Consider the following 21,825-nt stretch of genomic DNA (forward strand, 5'->3'; position numbering starts at 1 on the left):
GCGTCGAGGCTTATTGCTTCTTCAGGCCCAGGCTCGCGGTGAGCTTGCCGTACTTGCTCCATTCATCCCGCACGTAGGACGCGAAGGCCGCGGGGGTTTGCGGGCCGCCGCCCAGGTCCATGCCCTGGTCGGCCAACTTGGCGGCGATCTCGGGGTCCGCGAGCGTCTGGGCGAGTGCCCGATCCAGCTTGTCCATGATCGGACGGGGCAGTTGGGCAGGCGCGAGGACGGCGTACCACTGCACGACGTCCAGACCCTTGATGCCGGATTCGGCCAGCGTCGGCACGTCGGGCAGCCGCTTGCTGCGTTCGGGGCTGGTCACGGCCAGGGGACGCAGCTTGCCCGCCTGGATCTGGTTGATTGCGCCGGGCAGCGTGTCGAAGTTCAGGTCGACGTTGCCGCCGAGCAGGTCGGTCATGGCCTGACCGCTGCCTTTGTAGGGCACGTGCTCCATGGACACGCCGGCAATCTGCGAGAACCGTGCGGCGCTCAGGTGCTGCGGACTTCCCATGCCGGATGAGGCGTACAGCAGTTGCTTGGGCTTGGCCCGGGCGTCGTCCACCAGATTCTGCACGGTGGTGTAGGCATGCTTGGTGGGGTTTACGACCAGCACGTTGGGCACGGATCCGATGTACCGCACCGCCGTGAAATCCTTGTTGGGGTCGATGTTGGACTGCACGACATACGGGGCGGCGACAGTGGATTGCATGTTGGCCAGGAGCAGCGTGTAACCGTCCGGGTCGGCCTTGACCACGTAATCGGCCGCGATCAGGCCGGAGGCGCCCGGCTTGTTCTCGACCACGACCTGCTGGCCGAGCAGGGTGGAGAGCCGTGCCGACAGAATCCGGGCCGACACGTCGGTGCCGCCGCCCGGAACGAAACCGACGACCAGACGAATGGGGCGCTCCGGCCATTTCGAGTAGTCCTGCGCCAGGGCGGGGCTGGCGGCCGACAGTCCGGCGGACAGCGTCAATACGCCGATCCAGGCGCGAGCATGCTTTTTCATAGGGTCTCCTTTGGTGGATGAATCCTGCCCAGGGCTGCTTGCTCTATGATTTGGGTCAGGTTGGTATGCCGTTGGTGTTTGGTATACCAGATACAAAAATAGTCGAAGTCGCGAGCATGAACAACCCATGGCTAACCCTGAACCCCTGATTGCCGACGTGTCCGTCCCCGATTTGGCCATCCACCATCCCACCTTGCCGGCGGTCGTGGCGGAACGGCTACGGCAATTGATCATCGATGGCACCCTGAAGCCGGGCACCTGGCTGAACGAACGGGATCTGTGCGATCAACTGAAGATTTCCCGTACGCCGCTACGCGAGGCGTACCGGATGCTGGCCTCGGATGGCCTGGTGACCTTGCAGCCCAAGCGCGGGGCGATGGTGATCGAGCTGTCAGCCGAAGACATCGAAAACATCTTCGACGTGTTGTCGGTGCTGGAGGGGCTGGCGGTGCGTAGCGCCGCCGAGCGCGCGTCCGAGGCGGAGCTCGCCCAGATCGCGCGTCTGCATGCGCAGATGCTTGAAAACTATGAGAAACGCGATATCCGCGCGTACTTCGCGGCCAGCATGGGCACGCACATCGCAATCAACCGCGCCGCGCACAATCCGGCGTTGTCGCATTCCTACGACCGGTTGAACCTGCAGGTGCAGGCGCTGCGCTACAAGTCCAATTTCGACCTGGATGAATGGACGACGGCGGTGGCCGACCACGAGGCCTTCGTGCGGGCGCTGTTGGCACGTGATGGCGAACGCGCCGAAGCGCTGATTCGCAAGCACGTCGGCGGCAAGAAAGCCTACAACCTGCGCGGCCGTTCCGGGAACGGCGTGGCCTGATGGCATGGCGGCCTGCGCCGCCATGCGGTTGGGAATCAGGCGGGCTGCGCGACCACGCGCTTTCTGCCGATCATCAAGGCAAGCACGGCGGCGATGATGCCCGTAGCGCCTGACACCACGAAAGCCATCAGGTAGTTGCCCTGTGCCTCGCGCAGCGCGCCCGCCATCCAGGCGGCGCTGGCCGCGCCCATCTGGTGTCCCGCCACTATCCACCCGAAGACGATCGACGCGTCGCGTTCGCCGAACGCTTCCGTCGTCAGGCGCAGCGTCGGCGGCACCGTGGCGATCCAGTCAAGGCCGAAGAAGATCGCGAAGATCGACAGGCTGTAGAACGAGAAATCGGAGTAGGGCAGGTACATCAGCGACAGGCCGCGCAAGGCGTAGTAAACGAACAGCAGCTTGCGCGGGTCGTAGCGGTCGGTCAGCCACCCGGATGCCGTGGTGCCGAGCAGGTCAAAGATGCCCATCATGGCCAGCAGTCCGGCCGCCTGCACCTCGGGCATGCCGTGGTCGCCGCAAAGCGCGATCAGGTGCGTGCCGACCAAGCCGTTCGTCGTGAAGCCGCACACGAAAAACGTGGCGAACAGATACCAGAACGTGCGGGTCTTGGCCGCCCGGGCCAGCGTGCCGAACGTGGCGGCCACCATGCCGGTGCGCGGCGCGGCGGGCGCGGGCGGTGCGTGCGGATCGCTGCCGAACGGCACGAGGCCCACGCTGGACGGACGGTCGGGCACCAGCCACCAGGCCAATGGCACCAGCGCGGCTGCGGCGCCCGCCACCGTCCAGACCACGCGCGTCCAATCGCCGGACGAGGCCAGCGCGGCCAGGACTGGCAGAAATACGAGCGTGCCGGTGGCGGCGCTGGCGGTCAGCAGACCCATCATCAGTCCGCGGTGCTTGACGAACCAGCGGTTGACCACGGTGGCGCCCATGACGATCGCCACGGCGCCCGAACTCAGGCCCGAAAACACGCCCCAGGTCATGATCAGATGCCAGGGCTCGGTCATATAGGCACTGACGGCGCTGGACGCCGACATCAGGATCAGCGCGGTGATCAGCACGCGCCGCAGCCCAAAGCGTTCCATCGCGGCGGCCGCGAACGGGCCCACCAATCCGTACAGAAAAATGCCCAGCGCCGCGGCAAACGAAATGGAGCTTCGGCTCCATCCGAACGTCTCCTCCAGCGGCACCAGCAGCACACTGGGCGAAGACCGCAAGCCGGCCGCGACCAGCAGTGAAAGAAAGATCACGCCGACGACCACGAACGCATACTTTTGGCCGGCGCGGCGGAAGGGAAAGGGAGGCTGGGCTATACTCATGTTACTGACCGGTACGTATTAGGGTTCGCGCATAGTACGTACCGGTCAGTAACATCGTCAAGCGTTTTTTGGCGACCCTGTTTCCGGAGCGGCCGTGCGTGTCGTTCCGCAAAAAAGGAGCCCCTGTATGGCCAGCAAGACCCCTTCCGCCGCCGCCACCGGCAAGGCCGGCAAATCCGCGTCCAAGCCGCTTCTGGCGGCCGACCGCATCCGCAAGACCGCTCGCGAGATGTTCTACCGCGACGGCATCCGCGCGGTGGGTGTGGACGCCATCGTCTCGCAGGCGGGCGTGACCAAGCCCAGCCTGTACCGCAGCTTTTCCTCGAAGGACGAACTGGCCGCTGCGTACCTGCGCGACTACGACGCCGAATTCTGGGCACGCTTTGACGCCGCCTGCGCTGCGCATCCGGGCGACCCGCGCGCCCAGTTGCTCGACTATCTGACCGGCATGGCCGGCCGCGCGGTGCAGAACGGCTATCGGGGTTGCGGGCTGACGAACGCGGCCGTCGAGTACCCGGAATCGGAGCATCCCGCCCGCGCCGTCGCCGTGGAACACAAGCGCGAACTGCGCCGCCGGCTGAACGCCATGGCTGCCGGGATGGGGGCGGAGGACCCGGAAGCCTTGGCAGACGGATTGCTGCTGCTGATCGAGGGCGCGTTCGTCTCAAGCCAGCTTTTTGGTGAAGGCGGACCGGCGGGCAGGGTGGCGGCGATGGCCGACAAGCTGATCCAGGCGCATCTGCCCCGCCGGACGGGCTAGGTCATCGCACAAAAGCGGTGCGTAACCCTGTGCGGTGCGCACCGTTTTGGTGGTGTTTGTCCCCATTGCGCAACGCCGAAAAAAATGTTTGTTATTTTTATTGCAACGCAGCATACGTGGATCTAAGATGGCTTCACGTTGTTCCACATCGCTTTTCTCAAGGAGAGAATCATGAGCGATACCGCGTTGAAAAATGCCCGTATGTCGGATGCGCTGGAGCGGTCCCTGATCCGCGAGGCCATCAAGGCGGAAACCCTGTCCGGTCCCCACGCAGGCTCGCGCTGGTTGCGCCTGAAGCTGCGCATGGCCGCACTGGGCGGTGCCGTCGGCGAGGTCCTGCACAATATGGACGCCGGCCGTCGTCAGCACCCGGTAGTCTCCGCCTACCACTGAAGTACCCCGCCAGAAAAAACGCCAGCTTTGATCGCTGGCGTTTTTTTTGTGTCCGCCGCAGAGGGCGGTTTGGCCCTTTCAGGCGACGAGATCAAGCAGCAGGTAGCCGTCCAGCACGATGATGCCCACTGTTGCGCCGATCGCGGCCCAGGCCCAGGCGCCCCGCAGCACATAGGCGCCCATCAGGCGTTTGCGGCATGCCAGCACCACCAGCGGTCCCAGGGCGAAGGGCAACGCCAGGCTCAGGATGACCTGGCTGAGCACCAGCAATCCGTCCGGATCCTTGCCACCCGTGAACGCAAGCAGGCCCACGGCGGCGGCGCCTGCCACCACGCGCGTCATCAACGCACGGCGCCGGTCCGACCAGTTGCTGCCCACCTGGAAGCCCTGCGACAGGATGCGGCCAGCCAGCACACCCGTGATGGTGGAGCTTTGTCCGGCCGCATACAAGGCCACGGCGAACACCACCGCTGCGCCGATCCCTAACGTGTGGCCGATCACCGCGTGGGCGTCGTCCAGGCTGGACACCACCATCCCGGAACCGGACAGCGACGCCGCAGCGACGATCATGATCGCCGCGTTGATCAACATCGCCACACCCAAGGACACGATGGTGTCGTTGCGCGCCACGCGCATCGCCATGCCGCGCGCCTGCTGGGGCAAGCCTTGCGCCCGTTGCGCCAGCGTGCCGGAATGCAGGTAAAGGTTGTGCGGCATAAGGGTCGCGCCAAGAATCCCCAGCGCAATCAGGAAACCTTGCGGATCGCGCAGTGCCTTGCCGGTCTCGGTCACGCCTTGGGCCACTTCCGTCCAGGCCGGGTTGGCCTTGAACAGCAAAAATATGAACGACAGCGCCACAACGGACAAGAGCAGGGCGATCACGCGTTCGTGCCGATCGGCATTGCCACGCGTCATGGCCAGCACGGCGAAGGTGCCGATGCCCGTGACGGCAACCCCTGCGATGAGCGGCAGATTGAACAGCAGCCGCAGTGCAATCGCGCCGCCAATCAGTTCGGCCAGCGCGGTGGCCAGGATGGCGGCCTCGCCGGCCAGCCAGGCGGCTTTGGCCAGACGGGGCGACAGATGGCGGGCGGTGAGGGTGGCCAGATCCTGGCCGGTTGCCAGCGCCAGACGCGACACCAGCACTTGAAAGCCCAGGGCCAGAAAGGCCGATGTGATGACGACCATCAACAGCCCGTAGCCGAAGCCGCTGCCGCCAGCGATGTCGGTGGCCCAGTTGCCCGGGTCGATGTAGCCGACGGCCACGAGGATGCCGGACCCGACCATGCGGCGCAGGTTGGCCGAAGTCCGCGCGTCCTGCGCCAGGGCGGCATTGCCGCCTGAAATCGCGTAGATGAATCCGGTCATGCGTCGCTCCTGAGAATGGTTCTCATTGTCCGGAAGCGACTTTGCATCGTCCAATTGATTTTGACCACGCCCGGAATAGGGCGCGGCAATGATCCGGCCCCGGTTCAGAGGCCGGATCGCCCGCGTTGATCAGGACTTGAGCTTGGCGTCCATCGAGATCTTGGCGTTCAGCACCTTGGAAACCGGGCAGCCCTTTTCGGCCTTGCGCGCGGCGTCCTCGAAGGCCTCGGCGGAGGCGCCCGGAATGACCGCCTCGACGGTCAGATGGACGGCGGTGATGGCAAACCCATCGTCGAGCTTGTCCAGCGTGACTTCGGCCTTGGTGTCCAGGCTGTCCGCGACCAGGCCGGCTTCGGAAAGAATGTTGGACAGCGCCATGGTGAAGCAGCCGGCGTGCGCCGCGCCCAGCAGTTCTTCGGGGTTGGTGCCCGGCGTGTCGCCGAAGCGGGTATTGAAACCGTAGGGTTGGCTCTTGAGCGCGCCGCTCTGCGTGGAAATCGTGCCTTTGCCAGTCTTCAGATCGCCCGACCAGGCGGCGGATGCGGTTTTCTTCATACAGGACTCCTGTGTGGGAACGCGGCCGTGCGCGGCGCGTCCGGGGTGGGTGAGAGGCGCCGTCTCGCGGACGGCGCGCCTTGCCTCAGGCGGCACCGTCGATGATACGGCCCGTCACCCCGCCCGGCGCGGAAAACGCCGGTACGCAACGGCAAGCCGATGTAACGGCAGGTCGGCCACGGGTGCCGGTCGCGCGCCTCGGCCGATTGAGATGGGCCGGCCACATCAAGAGGCCGCGTGAGCGCATCAGGCAAAATAGCGGCATCTCCTTCACTCCTACCCAAGAGCCGTAGTCATGCCTCGCATCCTTGCCCGCTACGCCTGCGCTGTCGCGCTGGCTGTTCCCGTCCTGTCCGCTCAAGCCGAAATCGTGATCGGCGTGGACGTGTCCACCACGGGCCCCGCCGCCGCCATCGGCATCCAGACCAACAACGCGATCCGGCTGTGGCCCAACACGCTGGGCGGCGAGCCTGCTCGTTACGTGGTGCTGGACGACGGCACGGACGTGAGCCGCGCGGTCAAGAACATGCGCAAGCTGACGTCCGAAGACAAGGTAGACGCCATCGTCGGCCCCAACATTACGGCGTCTGCATTGGCCGGACTGGACGTGCTGGCCGAGACCAAGACGCCGATGATTGCGTTGGCGGCGTCCAGCGTCATCGTCGAGCCGCAGTCGGATCCCAAGCGCACCTGGGCCTTCAAGATGCCGCAGAACGACTCGCTCATGGCGACCGTGCTGGTCGAGGACATGAAGAAAAAGGGCCTGAAGAACGTGGCCTTCATCGGCTTTGCGGATTCCTACGGCGATAGCTGGTGGAAAGAGTTTTCGGCCGCCGCCGGCTCGGACCTGAAGATCGTGGCGCAGGAACGTTTCCAGCGCACCGACGCCTCGGTCGTCGGGCAGGTGCTCAAGGTCATTGCCGCCAAGCCCGACGCGGTGCTGATCGCCGGCTCCGGCACGCCCGCGGCGCTGCCGCAAAAGACGCTGCTGGAGCGCGGTTTCACCGGCGCTGTCTACCAGACGCACGGCATCGGCACACTCGAGTTCCTGCAGGTGGGCGGCAAGGACGTGGAAGGGACGTTGTTCCCTACGGGCCCGGGCGTCGTGGCGCGCGAGCTGCCCGATTCCAATCCGGTCAAGAAGGTGGCCGTGGAATTTGCCGACAAGTATGAACAGCAATATGGCCCGAACACGCTGACGCAGTTCGCCGGTGATGCCTACGGCGCCTGGATGCTGCTGGACTCGGCCGTGTCGCGCGCCTTGAAAACCGGTGCAAAGCCCGGCACGCCGGAATTCCGCCTGGCCCTGCGCGACGCGCTGGAAAACACCCGCGATCTGGTCGTGCCCAATGGCGTACTGAACATCACCAAGGACAATCACCAGGGCTTCGACGAGCGCGCCCGCGTGATGGGCACGGTCAAAAGCGGGCGTTTTTCGTACGCACAATAATTGGTGCCATATCTCTGTACCGTTCGTAACGTGTTCTAACGCTCCATAGGGCAACGGACGACAAAAGCAGGCTTAGGCCTGCTTTTTCATGCCTATATCATTCGTGTCCGAATCATTTCTTAGCGTATTATTTTTAGTGAAGCCATGCACCTAGAAATAAATTCGGGAGAAATAATTCATGACCCTCATCCAATCCAGACGACTGTTGCTGGCCCTGAGCCTGGGCGTGCTTGCCGCATGTTCGGACTCGGGTGGCGACAAGTCCGCGGCCGGCGGCGGCGAGACCGCCAGTAACGCCAGCACCCTGGAAGCGGCCAAGGCGGCGGGCAAGATCCGCATCGGTTATGCCAACGAGGCGCCGTTCGCGTACATGGATAGCAAAGAGGCCAAGGTCACCGGGGAATCCGTGGAGATTGCCCGCGTGGTGCTCAAGCGCATGGGCATCAACGAAGTCGAAGGCGTCCTGACCGAGTTCGGATCGCTGATCCCCGGCCTGGCCGCCAAGCGCTTCGACATCATCGCGGCCGGCATGTACGTCACGCCCAGCCGCTGCCAGCAGGTCGCGTTTTCCAACCCGACGTATGGCGTTGGCGAAGCGTTCCTGGTCAAGCAGGGCAATCCCAAGAACCTCCACAGCTACGAAGACGTGCTCAAGAATCCGGACGCCAAGCTGGGCGTCGTGGTCGGCGCGATCGAGGGCGAGTACGCCGAAAAGGTCAAGATTCCGGCCGGCCAGGTGGTCGTGTTCCCGGATGCCGTCAGCGCGCTGTCCGGCGTGCAGGCGGGCCGCGCCGATGCCTATGCCGCCACCGCGCTCACCGTCAACGACCTGATGGGCAAGACGCAGGAGGGCAGCGGGCTGGAGAAGGCCGATCCGTTCACCGATCCGGTCATTGACGGCAAGGGCGTGCGCGGCTACGGCGCCTATGCCTTCCGCACGGACGACAAGGCCTTCGCGGATGCCTTCAACGCCGAACTGGCCAAATTCATTGGCACCGACGAGCACAAGCAGCTTGTGGCGCCTTTCGGCTTTACCGCCGACGAACTGCCCCAAGGGGTGACCGCGGACAAGCTCTGCAGCGGACAGTAAGGGGCGCCGATGCAGCTGATGTCTGAACATATCGCGGAGCTGGTGCCGCCCCTGCTCGAGGGGTTGGCCGTCACGCTCCAGATCATGGCGGGCGCGGTCGTCCTGGCGGTGCCGCTTGCACTGCTGTCCGGGATCGGGCGGCTCTCTTCCCTGCGGCCGGTGCGGTGGACGGCGTCGGTGTACGTCGAGGTCTTTCGCGGCACGTCCGCCTTGGTGCAGCTCTTCTGGTTCTACTTCGTGCTGCCGCTGTTTGGCGTGCAACTGCCGGCCATGCTGGTCGGCATCGTGGTGCTGGCGCTGAACGCGGGCGCGTACGGCGCGGAAGTGGTGCGCGGCGCCATCCGGGCCGTTCCGCCCGGGCAGCGTGAAGCGGGCGTGGCGCTTAACCTGACGCGCCGCCAGATCATGCAGCGCATCGTGCTGCCGCAAGCGGTGCCCGCCATGTTGCCGCCGGCGGGCAACCTGCTCATCGAGCTGTTGAAGAACACCGCGCTGGTGTCGCTGATCACCATCACGGACCTGACCTTCCGCGGCCAGTTGCTGCGCAGCGAAACGCTGCGCACGACCGAGATCTTCACGCTGATGCTGCTGATGTACTTCGGCGTGGCGCTGCTGATCACTGCGGGCGTGCGCCTGCTCGAGCGGAGGGTCCGAGTCCGATGACACCGATATTCGACTGGTCTTTCGCACTGGAAATCCTGCCCACGCTGGGTTCGGCGCTCGTCATCACCATCCAGGCCACCGTGCTCGGCATGCTGGTGGCGGTCACGTTGGGCCTGGTGCTTGCGATGCTTCGCCGATCGAAGCTGCGCATCGTGTCGCTGCCTACGGCGTTCTTCATCGAGTTCGTGCGCAGCACGCCGCTGCTGGTGCAGATGTACTTCCTGTTCTATGTCCTGCCGCTGACGGGGGCGCAGATGTCGCCGCTGATGACGGGGATCGTGGCGCTGGGGTTGCACTATGCCACCTATTGCGCCGAGGTCTACCGCGCCGGCATCGAGGCCGTGCCGCGCGGCCAATGGGAAGCCGCCACGGCATTGAACATGTCGCGCTGGCGCACGACGGTGGGCGTGGTGCTGCCGCAGGCGATTCCGCCCGTGGTGCCCGCGCTGGGCAACTACCTGGTGGCCATGTTCAAGGACACCCCGCTGCTGTCGGCCATCACGGTGGTCGAACTGCTGCAGCAAAGCAAGATGATCGGATCGGCGACGTTCCGGTACACCGAACCCCTGACCCTGGTGGGCCTGCTGTTCCTGGCGCTGAGCCTGGTCGCGGCCTGGGGCGTGCGCGGCCTGGAGGCCCGCCTGCAACGATTTGGAGGAAAGCGATGAGCGCCAGCGTAAGCATCAAGAATCTGCACAAGCGTTTTGGAGACGTGGAAGTCCTGCGCGGCATCAATCTCGAGATTCCGGCGGGGCAGACGGTGGCCGTCATCGGGCCGTCGGGCTCGGGCAAATCCACGTTGCTGCGCGTGCTGATGACGCTGGACCCGCCCACGAGCGGCGAGATCGAGATCGACGGCGAACCCATGTGGACCGATGCGCAGGGCCGCCCCGCGGGCGTCAACTCCGAACACCTGCGCAACGTGCGCGGCAAGATCGGCATGGTGTTCCAGCATTTCAACCTGTTCCCGCACATGACGGCGCTGGGCAACGCCATGGAGGCGCCGCTGCACGTGCTGGGCATGCCGCGCGACCAGGCGCGCGATCGCGCCGTCGAGTATCTGGAGATGGTGGGGCTGGGCGACAAGCTGGACGTCTATCCGGCGCAACTGTCGGGCGGGCAGAAGCAGCGCGTCGGCATCGCGCGCGCGCTGGCGATGTGTCCGCAGGTCATGCTTTTCGATGAGGTCACATCCGCGCTGGATCCGGAGCTGGTCGGCGGCATCCTGCAGATCCTGCGCGACCTGTCCGCCCGCCGCAGCATGACGATGATCATCGTCACGCACCAGATGAAGTTCGCCGAACGCAGCTCGGACCGCACGCTGTTCTTTGACCAGGGCAACATCGTCGAAGACGCCGAATCGTCGGTGCTGTTCAGCCAGCCCAAGGAGGCGCGCACGCGCCAGTTCCTGGATTCGGTGATCGAAGGGCAGTAGGCGCGCGCTTAAACCCTGCCGGGGGCGTTGGGATTTGGGGGCGTTTGCATGTCCGGGCGCTATGCTGTGTCGTCCAACGCTCCCGGAGCCCCCTAGCATGAGCCATCTGTTCAGCCCCACGTCAATCGGCAACGTCGAACTGCCCAACCGCATCGTCATCGCGCCCATGTGCGAATACTCGGCGGAAGAGGGGCGCGCCACCGACTGGCACATGATTCACCTGGGACATCTGGCGCTATCGGGCGCGGCGCTCCTGTTTACCGAAGCCACCGCGGTCGAGGCCGATGGCCGCATCTCGCCGGGAGACCTGGGTCTATGGTCCGTCGAGACCGAAGCCGCACTGGGCAAGGTGGTCGCCGCCGTGCGCCGCTATTCGCCGATCAAACTGGGCATCCAATTGGGACACGCCGGCCGCAAGGCATCCAGCGATGCGCCCTGGAACGGCGGGCAACTGGTGCCCGAAAGCGACGGCGGCTGGCTGGGCTGGGCGCCGTCGGCTGTACCGCACAACGTGCACGAGCCCGCGCCGCAAGCGCTGGACGAAGCGGGTCTTGAGCGCGTCCGCAATGCGTTTGTCGACAGTGCCCGCCGCGCGCTGCGCCTGGGTTTCGATGCGATCGAGGTGCATGCCGCACACGGTTATCTGCTGCATCAGTTCCTGTCGCCCCTGTCGAATCGGCGCGACGACGCGTACGGGGGATCGCTGGAAAACCGCATGCGCTTTCCGCTGGAAATCTTCCAGGCCCTGCGCGACATCACGCCGCCTTCCGTGGCGCTGGGCGTGCGCGTATCGGCGACGGACTGGGTGGAGGGCGGCTGGGACCTTGAGCAGACCCTGGTGTTCGCCGAGGCGCTGAAAGCGCGCGGCTGTGAATTCATCGACGTGTCCAGCGGCGGCGTGTCGCCGCAGCAGAAGATTCCGGTGGGGCCGAATTACCAGGTCCCGTTCGCCGAAGAGATCAAGCGCCGGATCGGCATGCCGACCATCACGGTGGGATTGATCACCGGGGCCCAACAGGCCGAGGACATCCTGGCGCAGGGCAAGGCAGACATGGTCGCGCTGGCGCGCGGCATGCTCTACGACCCGCGCTGGCCGTGGCATGCGGCGGCCGAACTGGACGGCCAGGTCAGCGCGCCGAAGCAATACTGGCGGTCGCAGCCGCGCGAGCTGAAGGCGTTGTTTGGCGAGACGCGCTTCGGCCAGCGATAGGCTGGCAAGCTCAATGAAGAAACGCCGCGATTGCGGCGTTTTTTTCGTCAGAATTCTGCGGGCAGCTTTTCGCGTCGACGGTTTGCGAGCAGCGCCGGCCGTCATCGGCCACGCCGTCTACAGCTTGGCGTAAGCGGCTTCCAGCTCGCGATGCAGCACGTCGGCAAAGTCCGGGCTGGCGGGATCCTGCTGCGACAGCAGGCGCGCCAGCACGACGTTGTCTTCCTCGCCGTTCCAGATCTTGATGTAGGTGCCTTCCTTGTAGCCGTGCTGCTGGCGGAAGATGTTCAACACGTTCTTGGACACGTATTGCGTGTAGGCGTCGTTCCAGGTCATCTCGCAGGCGGTCATCGTCTGCTCCAGGACCTTGAAGCTGGCGCGTCCGCACACGGCCAGTCCGCCGATCAATTCGAGCAGTTCCGGCACGTTCAGTGAGTCCAGCGCGTAGGTCTTGCCGTCCAGGATGACGGAGGCCGGCGTGGCCAGATCGGCCACAAGCGCGCGGGCGGCGGCTTCGACGTCGCCAGCCGACTGGACGATCGTGTGCGACAGATAGAAATGCAGGATGTCGACCAGTTCCATCTGGACCTGCGGCAGGTCGATGGTCTGCTTCTTCCACCACTTCCAGCCGTAGTGCTCCAGGGCTTCGGCCGATTCGACGAACGCGGCGCGCAGGAAGCGGGCGCCGCCGTTGACCCAGTCCGGATTGATCATGCTGTTCAGATGGCCTTGCAGCTTCAGCATCGTGGCCGCCTGGGCCTGGTTCAATCCGACTACGTTGTTCACTTTCACTCCGGGAGGGGCTGGTTCAATGGCCGGAAATGTTAGCACCAACGCCAAGCAGCCAAGCCGCAGCGTGTCAGGCGCCGTCTTTGCGGTATGACGACGGCGTCAGGGGCGGCAGCTTGTTCAGCGGCGACTTGCGCGGGTTGCGTGCGCTGCTGGCCGCCTTGAACAGCATGAAGGCAAAGAAGGCCAAGAACACGGCGGGCATCAGTTCGTCCAGTTCAAACCGGGCGCTGTGAAACGCGCGGAAAGCGATGTTGGCCGCGGCCCAGCCTGCCATGATGCCGGCCACCGTCAGCACGGCGCCGATCTTGCGTGACCGCGCCTGCCGGGCGAGCGTGATGTTGGCCTCGTCGGGCTGGCCCGGGAACGTCGCCAGGGGCGCTTCGGATGCCGAACGCGCACGCGGGGTTGGCGACGCGGTATTGCCCCAAGGCGCGTCGGACAGCGAACCGGGCGTCGGGGAGGGCGGGACGGCCACGGGCATCGGCACGGCAACCGGCGCCGTCTGCCTGCGCGTTTCGCGCCGGCTGGCGATGCGGCCCGGCGAGGCGCCCTTCGCGTTGGTCAACTCTTCGATATAGCGCGCGAAATCGCCGTTCTTGGGCTCGGCATCAATGGCCATGACGCTCTCCGGATCAATTGCCCCGCCGCGCGCGCACCGGTTGGCGGCGCTTGCGCACCATGGCGAGGAGAAGCCCGCATCCTAGCAAAACCGAGAGCCCCGCGCCGATCATCATGGCGATCTGCTGCGCGTTCTGCGCCGTGCCCAGGCTGCGCGCGGTGATGTAGCCGGGCGCCAGCATCAGCGGCATCCACAGCACTGCCGACAGCACGTTGGCCAGCTGGAAGCGGCCATGCGCCATGCCCATCACGCCCGCCACCGTGGGAATGGTGGAGCGGATGGGGCCCAGAAAGCGGCCGATCAGCACCGACGCAAAGCCGTAGCGGTAGAAGAACAGCCGAGCCCGTGCCACGCCGGTGCGCTGCTGCTTGAGCGGCCAGCGCCGCAGCACGCTGGGTCCCGCCCAGCGGCCCAGATAGTAAGAGAGCGCGTCGCCCACGATCGCGCCGGCGATGCCCCAGGCGATCACGCCCCAGGGCGCGAGCGTGCCGGCGCCGATCAGGCCGCCCGTCAGCAGCATCAGGGCGGTCGCGGGAATGAAAAGTCCCAGGAGTACCATGGACTCGCCCAGCGTGAGCAGGAAGGTGATCGGCCCGGCCCAAGCCTGGTTGGCTTCGATGAACTGGCCGATCTGGGTGATGTATTCATCCATGATGCAAAGTTGAAAATTAGCTGAACGCAATCGGGTATGTTAACGCCTGCGCGGCCGGCCGTGAGGCGGCTAGGCCATTTGGCGGAACGCTCGACGTTGGAGAAACATGGATTCAGTTACACAAGCGGTGCTGGGCGCCAGCATTCAAGGCGCCATGCTGGGGCGCGTGCAGGGCAGACGCGCCCTCATCTATGGCGCGGCGCTGGCCACCTTGCCGGATCTGGATGTCCTGATGAGCTACCCGGACCCGGTGTCGCTCATGACCTATCACCGCGGCGTCTCGCATTCCGTTTTCGTGCTGACTGGCCTGGCGATGCTGCTGGCCTGGCTGATACGCAAGTATTGGCCCAATGCGCCCTACGGCGGGCGAAGGCTGTTCCTGACGATATGGCTGGTGCTGGTGACGCATCCCATCCTGGATGCGTTCACCGTCTATGGCACCCAGTTATTCTGGCCGCTGGCCCTCACGCCGGAAAGCTGGTCGACCGTGTTCATCATCGATCCGGTCTACACCGTGCCGCTGCTGTTGGGTGTCCTGTTTGCCATCGCGGTCGGAATGACCCGCAACGCGCGCCGCTTCATGGTGGGGGCGCTGGTCTTCAGCACGCTATACCTTGGTTTCGGGCTGGCTGGCCGCATGGCGGCCGAGCATCGCGTGCGGGACGCCATGCAGGAACAAGGCGTTGCGGTGACGCAATTGCGCGCGGTCCCCATGCCGTTCAACACCCTGGTGTGGCGGGTGTTTGCCAAGACCGGCGATGGCGACTATTACGAATCGGTGAGCAGCCTGTTCGACCGCGATCCGCCGGAATGGGTGCGTTTGCCGCTCAATCTGGACGCCGGACGCGTGCTGGCGGGCGAGCCGCTGCACGAACGGCTGCGTTGGTTCACGGATGACTGGCTGCGGTATGACGTGATCGGCGATGCGCTGGTCGTGTCGGACCTGCGCATGGGCATGGCGGGTCACTACACCTTCCGGTTCAAGATGGCGGAGCGTGCGACGGATGGCACGTGGCGCTCGGTTACGCCGTCCGTCTGGCCGACCAGCCGCGGCGGCTGGAATGAGATGAAGCTGGTGCTGGGTCGCATCCTGCATGCGCAACCGCCGTTGCCGCTGGCCGAGTGGTCCGAACTGACGAAGCAGTAGGCTGAAGTCGGGCTGACGGCTCGCACGAACAAGGCTCCCGCGACCCGGGAGCCTTTTTTCTTGCGCGGCCGTATTGACCTGTTTCCGCTGCTTGCATTATTCTTGTTCGCTATTAAGGAACTTAGGTTCCGTTAAATGGAACAGGCATGAGTATTCTTGACGGCGTTCAACGCGTGCTGTCGCTGTACGCAGAGGGCGCGGCGGAACTGAGCTTTACCGAGGTCGCCGCTCGGCTGGCCATGCCCAAAAGCACGGCTTCGCGTCTGCTGAACCAGATGCAGAACTACGGCATGCTCGATCAGGACGCCGCCACGCGCCGCTATCGGCCTGGCGCGCTGCTCGCGCAGGCCGTGCGTGCCGGTATGGCCGCCACGCCGCTGGACGAGGCCTGCCGCGCGGTCCTGGCCCGGCTGTCGGACGACAGCGGACTCACGGCATATCTGTCCACGCTGAATCAGCGCGAGACCGTCGTGCTGCAACGGCTGAATGGCTCGCACCCCGTGCAGGTGCTGTCGCCGCCCGGATCGCGCCGCGCCGCGTCGGGCACGGCGATGGGCCGGGCGCTGCTGTCGCGCCTGACCGACACCGAATTCCAGGCCCTGTATGGCGCCGATCCCGCCCAGTCGCTGCCGATGGAAGGACGAGACTGTCCGGCCACCGTCGGCGACCTGGCCGCGTTGGTGGCGCAGACGCGCGCGGACCACTGCGGCGTGGCGATCGACCAGGCTATGCCGGGCATCGGCGCCGTCGCGGCGGCCGTGCGCGACCCCGCCACCGGCGAACTGCGCGGGCTCTGCCTGTCGTTTGTCTCGTTCCAGGCTGATGCGGCGCGCGTGGCGGTGCTGCGCGAATCCGTGCTGCAGCACGTCGGTGCGCTTGGGCGCGAGCTCAACGATCCCTACTGGCTGAACTGACCTACTGAATGCCTTGTGGCGGCCTCGCCGCCGCCGCAACCAGAACCATCATCTATCGGACTTCATTCATGAACCTTCTGCTCCTCAGCAATTCCAGCAGCGACGCCGGCTATCTGGTGCACGCCATGGCCGACATCCGCGAACTGATCGAATCCCTGCCGCAAGGCGCGCCGGCCGTGTTCGTGCCGTTCGCGGGGGTCACGCGCAACTGGGACGACTACACGGCGCTGGTCACGTCGGCATTGGCCGACACGGGCCTGGCCATCCAGGGCCTGCACACCGCGCAGGATCCGGTCGCGGCACTGGAAGGCGCATCCGTCATCATCGTGGGCGGCGGCAACACGTTCAACCTGCTGGGCGAATTGCGCCGCCAGGGCCTGCTCGACGTCGTGGCGCGCCGCGTGCGCGAGGGCGCGGCCTACCTGGGCTGGAGCGCGGGTTCCAACCTGACGTGCCCCACCATCTGCACGACGAACGACATGCCCATCACCGACCCGAAAGGCTTCGACGCGCTGGGGCTGGTGTCCTTCCAGATCAATCCGCACTACACCAACGCGCATCCTCCCGGCCACCGCGGCGAAACGCGCGCCCAGCGCCTTGCCGAGTTCTGCACGCTGAATCCGGCCATGCCGGTGCTGGGCCTGCCCGAAGGCGCAGGCCTGCGCGTGCGCGGCGCCAAGATCGCGCTGGTTGGCCCGCACGACGCGCCGCTCTTCCTGGGCCGCGAAGAACCGCGCATGTTCCGTCCCGGCCCGGTGGAGATCCCGGCATGAAGCAGGTGATCGACGCCATCGAATTGCTGTCGTCCGCGCACGTCACGGGCGAATCCGTGGCACGGGTGCTACGCGACGCGGGCAATTGCGAAGTCGAGGTCACGCCTCTTGCGCGTGACGGCTTGGCCACGGATTTTCTGTCCATCGTGATTCCCGGCCTGGATGATTCGGCTCCGCAATTGGGCATCGTCGGCCGGCTGGGCGGCATCGGTGCGCGCCCCGCGGTGACGGGCCTGGTGTCCGACAGCGACGGTGCGGTCGTGGCGATTGCCGCCGCGCTCAAGCTGATGGCGATGGCGAAGCAGGGCGACGTGCTGCCCGGCACGGTCCGCATCCGCACCCACATCTGCCCGCGCGCCGGCACGCGCCCGCATCATCCGGTGCCGATGATGCGCTCGCCGTTCCCCATGCGCGAGATGATGTCGCACGAAGTGGATCCGCGCATGGACGCGATCCTGTCGGTGGACACGACGCGCGGCAACCGCCTGGTCAACAAGCGCGGCGTGGCGCTCACGCCGGTCGCCAAGCAGGGTTATCTGCTGCGCATTCCCGAGACCATGCTGGACGTCATGGGTTGGGTCAGCGGTGAACTGCCGGTGACGCTGCCCTTGACCACGCAGGACATCACGCCCTACGAAAATGGGTTGTGGCACGTGAACTCCCTGATGCAGCCGGCGATCGTCACGGACGCGCCGGTCGTCGGCGTGGCCTTGACGGCGCAGACCACCGTGCCGGGTTGCGCCACGGGCGTCACCAACGCCGTGGATGCCGACGTCGCCATGCGCTTTTGCATCGAGGTCGCCAAGCTCTACGGGCAGCGCGCCATGACCTTCTTCGACGACGCCGAGTGGGGCGCGCTGCAGGCCCGCTACGGTTCGATGGCGCACCTGCAGACCGTCGGCCGCGAAGACGGAGCCGCGCAATGAGCGCCCTCACACCGCGCCGCGTCGCGTTCTTCACCATCGGTCAATCGCCGCGTAGCGACGTGGTGCCGGAGATGGCGCCCGTGCTCGGCGCCCATGTGCGCATCGATGAGTTCGGCGCGCTCGATGGCCTGGACGCCGCCGCTTTGGCCGCGCTGGCACCGCGACCGCGCGAATACCGCTTCGCCACGCGCATGCGCGACGGTTCCCAGATCGAACTGGACGCAGCCGCTGCCGAGGCGCGCTTGGCCGACGTGATGCGCCAGGCGGACGGCCAGGGCTACGACATCCTGGTTCCGCTGTGCACCGGCACGGCCATCGCGCCGATGCGCACCCTGGTGGTCGAGCCGCAGCAGGTCGTGGATCACCTGGTCGCGGGCCTGGCGCAGCATTGCCGAAAGGTCGGGCTGGTGGTTCCGCTGGAAGCGCAGGTCGACGCTTTTCATATGGCCGTGCCGCTGGAATGCGAAACGCAGGTCGTGCACGCGTCGCCGTACGAGGCCGACGCGCAGCAGGCCGCCCGCAACTTCGAGGCCGCCGGACGCGAGCTGGCGTCGTGCGATCTGATCGTCATGCACTGCATGGGCTACGCGCAGTCCATGCGCCAAGCCGTGGCGCAGGCATCGGGCCGCCCCGTGCTGTTGTCCAACCGCCTGGTCGCACAGGCCCTGGCACAAATACTGGAATAACGCCGCCGGACGCAATCCCGAAGTTCCGGCCGCACAGGTTCGCGCGGTCGGTCCGGGCGAGCGGCGAGAGGAGACGAAGCCGACTTCGTCAATCAATCGTTGGGAGTTTTTTTATGATCAGCCGTACCTTGCACCGCGCCGCTGGCGCTCTATTCGCCGTCGCCGCGCTGTCGGCCACTTCGGCGTATGCCGCCGACGCCTGGAAGCCCGCCAAACCCGTGCGCCTGCTCGTGGGCTTCGCGCCGGGCGGTTCGGCCGATACGCTGGCCCGCCTGCTGGCCGAGCCGCTGTCGGCCCGCCTGGGCCAACCGGTCGTCGTCGAGAACCTGGCCGGCGCCGGCGGCAACATCATGGCGTACCGCCTGAGCCAGGCGCCCGCCGACGGCTACACCATCGGTATCGCCGCGGCCGGTTCCATGGCCATCACCCATGTCCTGAATCCCAAGGGCACGAACTACAAGCCCGCCGACTTCACGCCCATCACGCTGGCCGCGGTGCAGCCCAATGTGGTCATCGTGAACAAGGACGTGCCGGCCAACAACCTGGCCGAACTGAAGGAATATTTCGAGAAGACGCCGACGGCCACGTACGGCACCGCGGGCGTCGGCATCTCCAACCACCTGATCGCCGAGACCATGCTGTACAAGCTGGGCGTCAAGGTGCCGCACGCCGCCTATCGCGGCGCCGCGCCCGTGATCACCGACCTGCTCGGCGGCCACATCGCCATGACGATGGACAACATCTCGACCGCCGCGCCGTTGGCGTCGCAAGGCAAGGTCAGGGCAATTGCGGTAGCGTCGATCAAGCGCGCCGCGCAATTGCCCAACGTGCCGACGCTGGACGAGCAAGGCCTGAAGGGCTTTGACATGCCGACGTGGCAAGGCGTGTTCGCGCCCGCCGGTTTGCCCGCCGACGTGCTGGCCGCCTATTACGCCGCACTGCAGGACGTGCTGAAGCAACCCGCGCTGATCGAAAAGATGGCCGGCCTGGGTTCGGAGCCCGTCACCGGCATGACGCCCGAGAAGTTCAGCGAGTTTCTTGAAAACGACCGCAAGCAGTGGGCGGACATCGTCAAGGCCGCGAACATCAGCCTGGAGCAGTAAGGCGCCGCAAGCGGCTTGAACCGCTGTAAGGCAAAACGCCAGACCCGAGAGGGCCTGGCGGTTTTTATTGGAGCGCCGGAGAAGAGGCGGCGGCTTGTCGGAGCATGACGCGCGGCAATGCGCCACCGCGTCAGGCCGGCATGCGCGCCGCGATCTCCGCGATGAGACGGCGCGCGGCATCCAGCTTGTTGCCGGCGGGCAGCGGGTGTGTGCCTTGCGCGTCGAACAGCACCAGTTCGGTGGTGTCGGCGTCCATGACCTTGTGCGCCAGATTGCCGACCAGCAGCGGGATGCCTTTGCGCGTGCGCTTGGCTTCGGCGTGCTCGGCCAGCTTTTCCGTTTCGGCGGCAAAGCCCACGCACCAGGGGCCATTTTCGAGCTTGGCCACTTCGGCCAGGATGTCCGGATTGGGCTCGAATTCCATTAGCGGCGCGCCGCCGCCTTCGCTGGTTTTCTTCAGCTTCTGCGTGCTGACGTTCTTGACCCGCCAGTCGGCTACAGCGGCCACGGCGATGAAGATGTCGGCATCGCCCACACTGGCCATCACGGCGTCGTGCATCTGGCGCGCGGTGGTGACGGGCAGGGCGGTTACGCCGCGCGGGATGGGCAGGAACGTGGCGCCGGTGATGAGGGTGACGCGGGCGCCGGCCTCGCGGGCGGCGCGCGCCAGCGCATAGCCCGTCTTGCCGGAAGACCGGTTGCTCAGCACACGCACCGGGTCCACGGGTTCAGAGGTGGGGCCTGCGGTCAGCAGCACGTGGCGGCCGGCCAAGAGCTTGGGCTGGAAGAAGGCGATCAGGTCGGTCAGGATCTCATGGGCTTCGAGCATCCGGCCGTCGCCGGTTTCGCCGCAGGCCTGTTCGCCCGCCGAAGGTCCCAGCACGGTCACGCCGTCGCCGCGGAGGGTTTCGACGTTGCGCTGCGTGGCCGGGTTGGCCCACATTTCGCGGTTCATGGCGGGCGCCACCAGCAGCGGACAGGCGCGGGCCACGCACAGCGTGGATAACAGGTCGTCGGCCATGCCGTGTGCCACCTTGGCCATGAAGTCGGCGCTGGCGGGCGCGATCAACACGGCGTCCGCGCCGCGCGTCAGGTCGATGTGCGCCATGTTGTTGGGCACGCGCGCATCCCAGGCGTCCACGAATACGGGGCGGCCCGACAGTGCCTGCATGGTGACCGGCGTGATGAAGTGCGTGGCCGCCTCGGTCATCACCACGTCCACCGTGGCGCCTTGTTCGGTCATGCGCCGCACCAGCTCGGCGATTTTGTAGCAGGCGATGCCCCCGGTCAGACCGAGGACGATGCGTTTGCGGGCGAGATCGAGCATGAGGACGGAGCGGCGGGTTAGCGCCGCGTAATCGTGGAAGTGACAGGGATTTTATTCTGCATTGCCGCAATGCGCCGTTCGTCATGCATTAGAGGGGGCATCAAACCGGATGAAAGCCGCGGAAGGCGCAGCATGGGTAGGCCTGATGAAAGCAGAAAGGGGCGCAAAGAGGGCTGCTGAATGGGGGCGCAAGCAGGCGCTTCGAAAAGGCGTTGCAAAGAGGCACTGCAAAAAGGCGGTGAAAAAAGGGGGGGCGTTGCCCCCCTTGTCGCGTCACGCTTGCGGCTTGCGGGCACGAAGCAGTTCGTCCAGCACCAGCAGCACGGCGCCGCAGGTGATACCGACGTCCGCAATGTTGAAAGCGGGGAACTGCCAGTCGTTCCAGTAGAAGAGCAGAAAGTCCACCACGTGGCCATACACCACGCGGTCGATGACGTTGCCGATGGCGCCGCCCAGGATGAGCGTGAGCGCCAGGCTGAAACGCGGCTGGCCGTGCGTACGGCGCAGCATCCATACGATGACCACCGCCGCCACGACACCGAGCCCGGTGAACAACCAGCGCTGCCAGCCTTCTTCGGACGCCAGGAAGCTGAAGGCGGCGCCGCGGTTGAACACCAGCGTGAAGTCGAAGAAGGGCAGGATGTTGACGCGCTCGCCGTACTGGAATGACGTGTTGAAGTAGACCTTCGTCAACTGGTCCAGCACGATGATCAGCAACGCCAGCGCCAGCCAGCCACCCACGCGCGCGGGCGCGGCGCGGGCGGGGGCGGTGCCCGTCACTCCGGGTTCGGCGGGGCGGGCCATG

24 protein-coding genes are annotated in these 21,825 nt (G+C 65.9%); 15 read left to right on the forward strand and 9 right to left on the reverse strand.

Features of this window, described 5'->3' with window-relative positions; all coding sequences use genetic code 11:
- Nucleotides 1-10: 10 nt before the first annotated feature.
- The gene (locus tag MHZ91_RS13155; protein WP_239214006.1) at nt 11-1,006 is read right to left on the reverse strand and encodes a tripartite tricarboxylate transporter substrate binding protein; all 996 of its coding nucleotides are present in this window, start codon (nt 1,004-1,006) and stop codon (nt 11-13) included.
- 127 nt (nt 1,007-1,133) lie between these two features.
- Here MHZ91_RS13155 and MHZ91_RS13160 point away from each other — a divergent pair, with 127 nt between their 5' ends.
- A complete protein-coding gene (locus MHZ91_RS13160; protein WP_239214008.1) occupies nt 1,134-1,838 on the forward strand; it encodes a GntR family transcriptional regulator in 705 nt (234 codons plus the stop codon).
- Nucleotides 1,839-1,873: 35 nt separating this feature from the next.
- Here MHZ91_RS13160 and MHZ91_RS13165 read toward each other — a convergent pair whose 3' ends face one another.
- On the reverse strand, nt 1,874-3,157 hold the full coding sequence (locus MHZ91_RS13165; RefSeq protein ID WP_218344738.1) for an MFS transporter: 1,284 nt from the start codon (nt 3,155-3,157) through the stop codon (nt 1,874-1,876).
- 127 nt (nt 3,158-3,284) lie between these two features.
- Here MHZ91_RS13165 and MHZ91_RS13170 point away from each other — a divergent pair, with 127 nt between their 5' ends.
- Together MHZ91_RS13170 and MHZ91_RS13175 are read left to right on the forward strand one after the other, a co-directional pair.
- Nucleotides 3,285-3,917, forward strand: a complete 633-nt coding sequence (locus MHZ91_RS13170; RefSeq protein ID WP_239214011.1) for a TetR/AcrR family transcriptional regulator — start codon at nt 3,285-3,287, stop codon at nt 3,915-3,917.
- Between the two features lie 171 nt (nt 3,918-4,088).
- Nucleotides 4,089-4,310: an XRE family transcriptional regulator gene (locus tag MHZ91_RS13175; RefSeq protein WP_105239468.1), complete on the forward strand. Its 222-nt coding sequence runs from the start codon at nt 4,089-4,091 to the stop codon at nt 4,308-4,310.
- Between the two features lie 78 nt (nt 4,311-4,388).
- Here MHZ91_RS13175 and MHZ91_RS13180 read toward each other — a convergent pair whose 3' ends face one another.
- Together MHZ91_RS13180 and MHZ91_RS13185 are read right to left on the reverse strand one after the other, a co-directional pair.
- A complete protein-coding gene (locus MHZ91_RS13180) occupies nt 4,389-5,678 on the reverse strand; it encodes an Nramp family divalent metal transporter (protein WP_175123456.1) in 1,290 nt (429 codons plus the stop codon).
- 129 nt (nt 5,679-5,807) lie between these two features.
- Nucleotides 5,808-6,233: an OsmC family protein gene (locus tag MHZ91_RS13185; protein WP_056562575.1), complete on the reverse strand. Its 426-nt coding sequence runs from the start codon at nt 6,231-6,233 to the stop codon at nt 5,808-5,810.
- Between the two features lie 295 nt (nt 6,234-6,528).
- On the opposite strand from MHZ91_RS13185, the gene MHZ91_RS13190 reads away from it, so the two are divergent.
- The 6 genes from MHZ91_RS13190 to MHZ91_RS13215 all read left to right on the forward strand — a co-directional run bounded on the left by MHZ91_RS13190 (nt 6,529) and on the right by MHZ91_RS13215 (nt 12,081).
- Complete coding sequence (locus MHZ91_RS13190) at nt 6,529-7,683, forward strand: ABC transporter substrate-binding protein (protein WP_239214012.1); 1,155 nt, start codon at nt 6,529-6,531, stop codon at nt 7,681-7,683.
- 178 nt (nt 7,684-7,861) lie between these two features.
- A complete protein-coding gene (gene ehuB, locus MHZ91_RS13195) occupies nt 7,862-8,773 on the forward strand; it encodes an ectoine/hydroxyectoine ABC transporter substrate-binding protein EhuB (protein ID WP_175123454.1) in 912 nt (303 codons plus the stop codon).
- Between the two features lie 9 nt (nt 8,774-8,782).
- Nucleotides 8,783-9,436 carry an ectoine/hydroxyectoine ABC transporter permease subunit EhuC gene (gene ehuC / locus MHZ91_RS13200; protein WP_105239463.1) on the forward strand — a complete coding sequence of 218 codons (654 nt, stop codon included), beginning with the start codon at nt 8,783-8,785 and terminating at the stop codon, nt 9,434-9,436.
- A complete protein-coding gene (ehuD, locus tag MHZ91_RS13205; RefSeq protein ID WP_175123452.1) occupies nt 9,433-10,104 on the forward strand; it encodes an ectoine/hydroxyectoine ABC transporter permease subunit EhuD in 672 nt (223 codons plus the stop codon). The genes ehuC and ehuD overlap by 4 nt, the downstream gene beginning before the upstream one ends.
- Complete coding sequence (gene ehuA / locus MHZ91_RS13210; RefSeq protein ID WP_105239461.1) at nt 10,101-10,871, forward strand: ectoine/hydroxyectoine ABC transporter ATP-binding protein EhuA; 771 nt, start codon at nt 10,101-10,103, stop codon at nt 10,869-10,871. Before ehuD ends, ehuA begins: the two co-directional genes overlap by 4 nt.
- 97 nt (nt 10,872-10,968) lie before the next feature.
- Nucleotides 10,969-12,081 carry an NADH:flavin oxidoreductase/NADH oxidase gene (locus MHZ91_RS13215; RefSeq protein ID WP_239214013.1) on the forward strand — a complete coding sequence of 371 codons (1,113 nt, stop codon included), beginning with the start codon at nt 10,969-10,971 and terminating at the stop codon, nt 12,079-12,081.
- 117 nt (nt 12,082-12,198) lie between these two features.
- On the opposite strand, the gene MHZ91_RS13220 is transcribed toward MHZ91_RS13215, so the two are convergent.
- The 3 genes from MHZ91_RS13220 to MHZ91_RS13230 all read right to left on the reverse strand — a co-directional run bounded on the left by MHZ91_RS13220 (nt 12,199) and on the right by MHZ91_RS13230 (nt 14,144).
- Complete coding sequence (locus MHZ91_RS13220) at nt 12,199-12,849, reverse strand: dUTPase (protein WP_239214071.1); 651 nt, start codon at nt 12,847-12,849, stop codon at nt 12,199-12,201.
- Nucleotides 12,850-12,940: 91 nt separating this feature from the next.
- On the reverse strand, nt 12,941-13,492 hold the full coding sequence (locus tag MHZ91_RS13225; protein ID WP_239214014.1) for a hypothetical protein: 552 nt from the start codon (nt 13,490-13,492) through the stop codon (nt 12,941-12,943).
- Between the two features lie 13 nt (nt 13,493-13,505).
- Complete coding sequence (locus tag MHZ91_RS13230; protein ID WP_175123449.1) at nt 13,506-14,144, reverse strand: DedA family protein; 639 nt, start codon at nt 14,142-14,144, stop codon at nt 13,506-13,508.
- 106 nt (nt 14,145-14,250) lie between these two features.
- On the opposite strand from MHZ91_RS13230, the gene MHZ91_RS13235 reads away from it, so the two are divergent.
- The 6 genes from MHZ91_RS13235 to MHZ91_RS13260 all read left to right on the forward strand — a co-directional run bounded on the left by MHZ91_RS13235 (nt 14,251) and on the right by MHZ91_RS13260 (nt 19,693).
- A complete protein-coding gene (locus MHZ91_RS13235; protein WP_239214015.1) occupies nt 14,251-15,291 on the forward strand; it encodes a metal-dependent hydrolase in 1,041 nt (346 codons plus the stop codon).
- Nucleotides 15,292-15,437: 146 nt separating this feature from the next.
- Nucleotides 15,438-16,205: an IclR family transcriptional regulator gene (locus MHZ91_RS13240; protein WP_191575594.1), complete on the forward strand. Its 768-nt coding sequence runs from the start codon at nt 15,438-15,440 to the stop codon at nt 16,203-16,205.
- A gap of 68 nt (nt 16,206-16,273) precedes the next feature.
- A complete protein-coding gene (pepE, locus tag MHZ91_RS13245; protein WP_175138370.1) occupies nt 16,274-16,978 on the forward strand; it encodes a dipeptidase PepE in 705 nt (234 codons plus the stop codon).
- A complete protein-coding gene (locus MHZ91_RS13250) occupies nt 16,975-17,904 on the forward strand; it encodes a DUF1177 domain-containing protein (RefSeq protein ID WP_239214016.1) in 930 nt (309 codons plus the stop codon). Before pepE ends, MHZ91_RS13250 begins: the two co-directional genes overlap by 4 nt.
- A complete protein-coding gene (locus MHZ91_RS13255; RefSeq protein WP_239214017.1) occupies nt 17,901-18,590 on the forward strand; it encodes an AroM family protein in 690 nt (229 codons plus the stop codon). The genes MHZ91_RS13250 and MHZ91_RS13255 overlap by 4 nt, the downstream gene beginning before the upstream one ends.
- Before the next feature lie 113 nt (nt 18,591-18,703).
- On the forward strand, nt 18,704-19,693 hold the full coding sequence (locus MHZ91_RS13260) for a tripartite tricarboxylate transporter substrate binding protein (protein ID WP_239214018.1): 990 nt from the start codon (nt 18,704-18,706) through the stop codon (nt 19,691-19,693).
- A gap of 130 nt (nt 19,694-19,823) precedes the next feature.
- Here the strand turns inward: MHZ91_RS13260 and coaBC are convergent, their stop codons facing one another.
- Together coaBC and lspA are read right to left on the reverse strand one after the other, a co-directional pair.
- On the reverse strand, nt 19,824-21,020 hold the full coding sequence (gene coaBC / locus MHZ91_RS13265) for a bifunctional phosphopantothenoylcysteine decarboxylase/phosphopantothenate--cysteine ligase CoaBC (RefSeq protein ID WP_175123442.1): 1,197 nt from the start codon (nt 21,018-21,020) through the stop codon (nt 19,824-19,826).
- Nucleotides 21,021-21,293: 273 nt separating this feature from the next.
- Nucleotides 21,294-21,824, reverse strand: a complete 531-nt coding sequence (gene lspA / locus MHZ91_RS13270; RefSeq protein WP_218344749.1) for a signal peptidase II — start codon at nt 21,822-21,824, stop codon at nt 21,294-21,296.
- Between the last annotated feature and the right edge of the window lies 1 nt (nt 21,825).

Origin of the sequence: Achromobacter sp. ACRQX (assembly GCF_022346505.1) — a bacterium.
GTDB lineage: Bacteria > Pseudomonadota > Gammaproteobacteria > Burkholderiales > Burkholderiaceae_B > Achromobacter > Achromobacter animicus.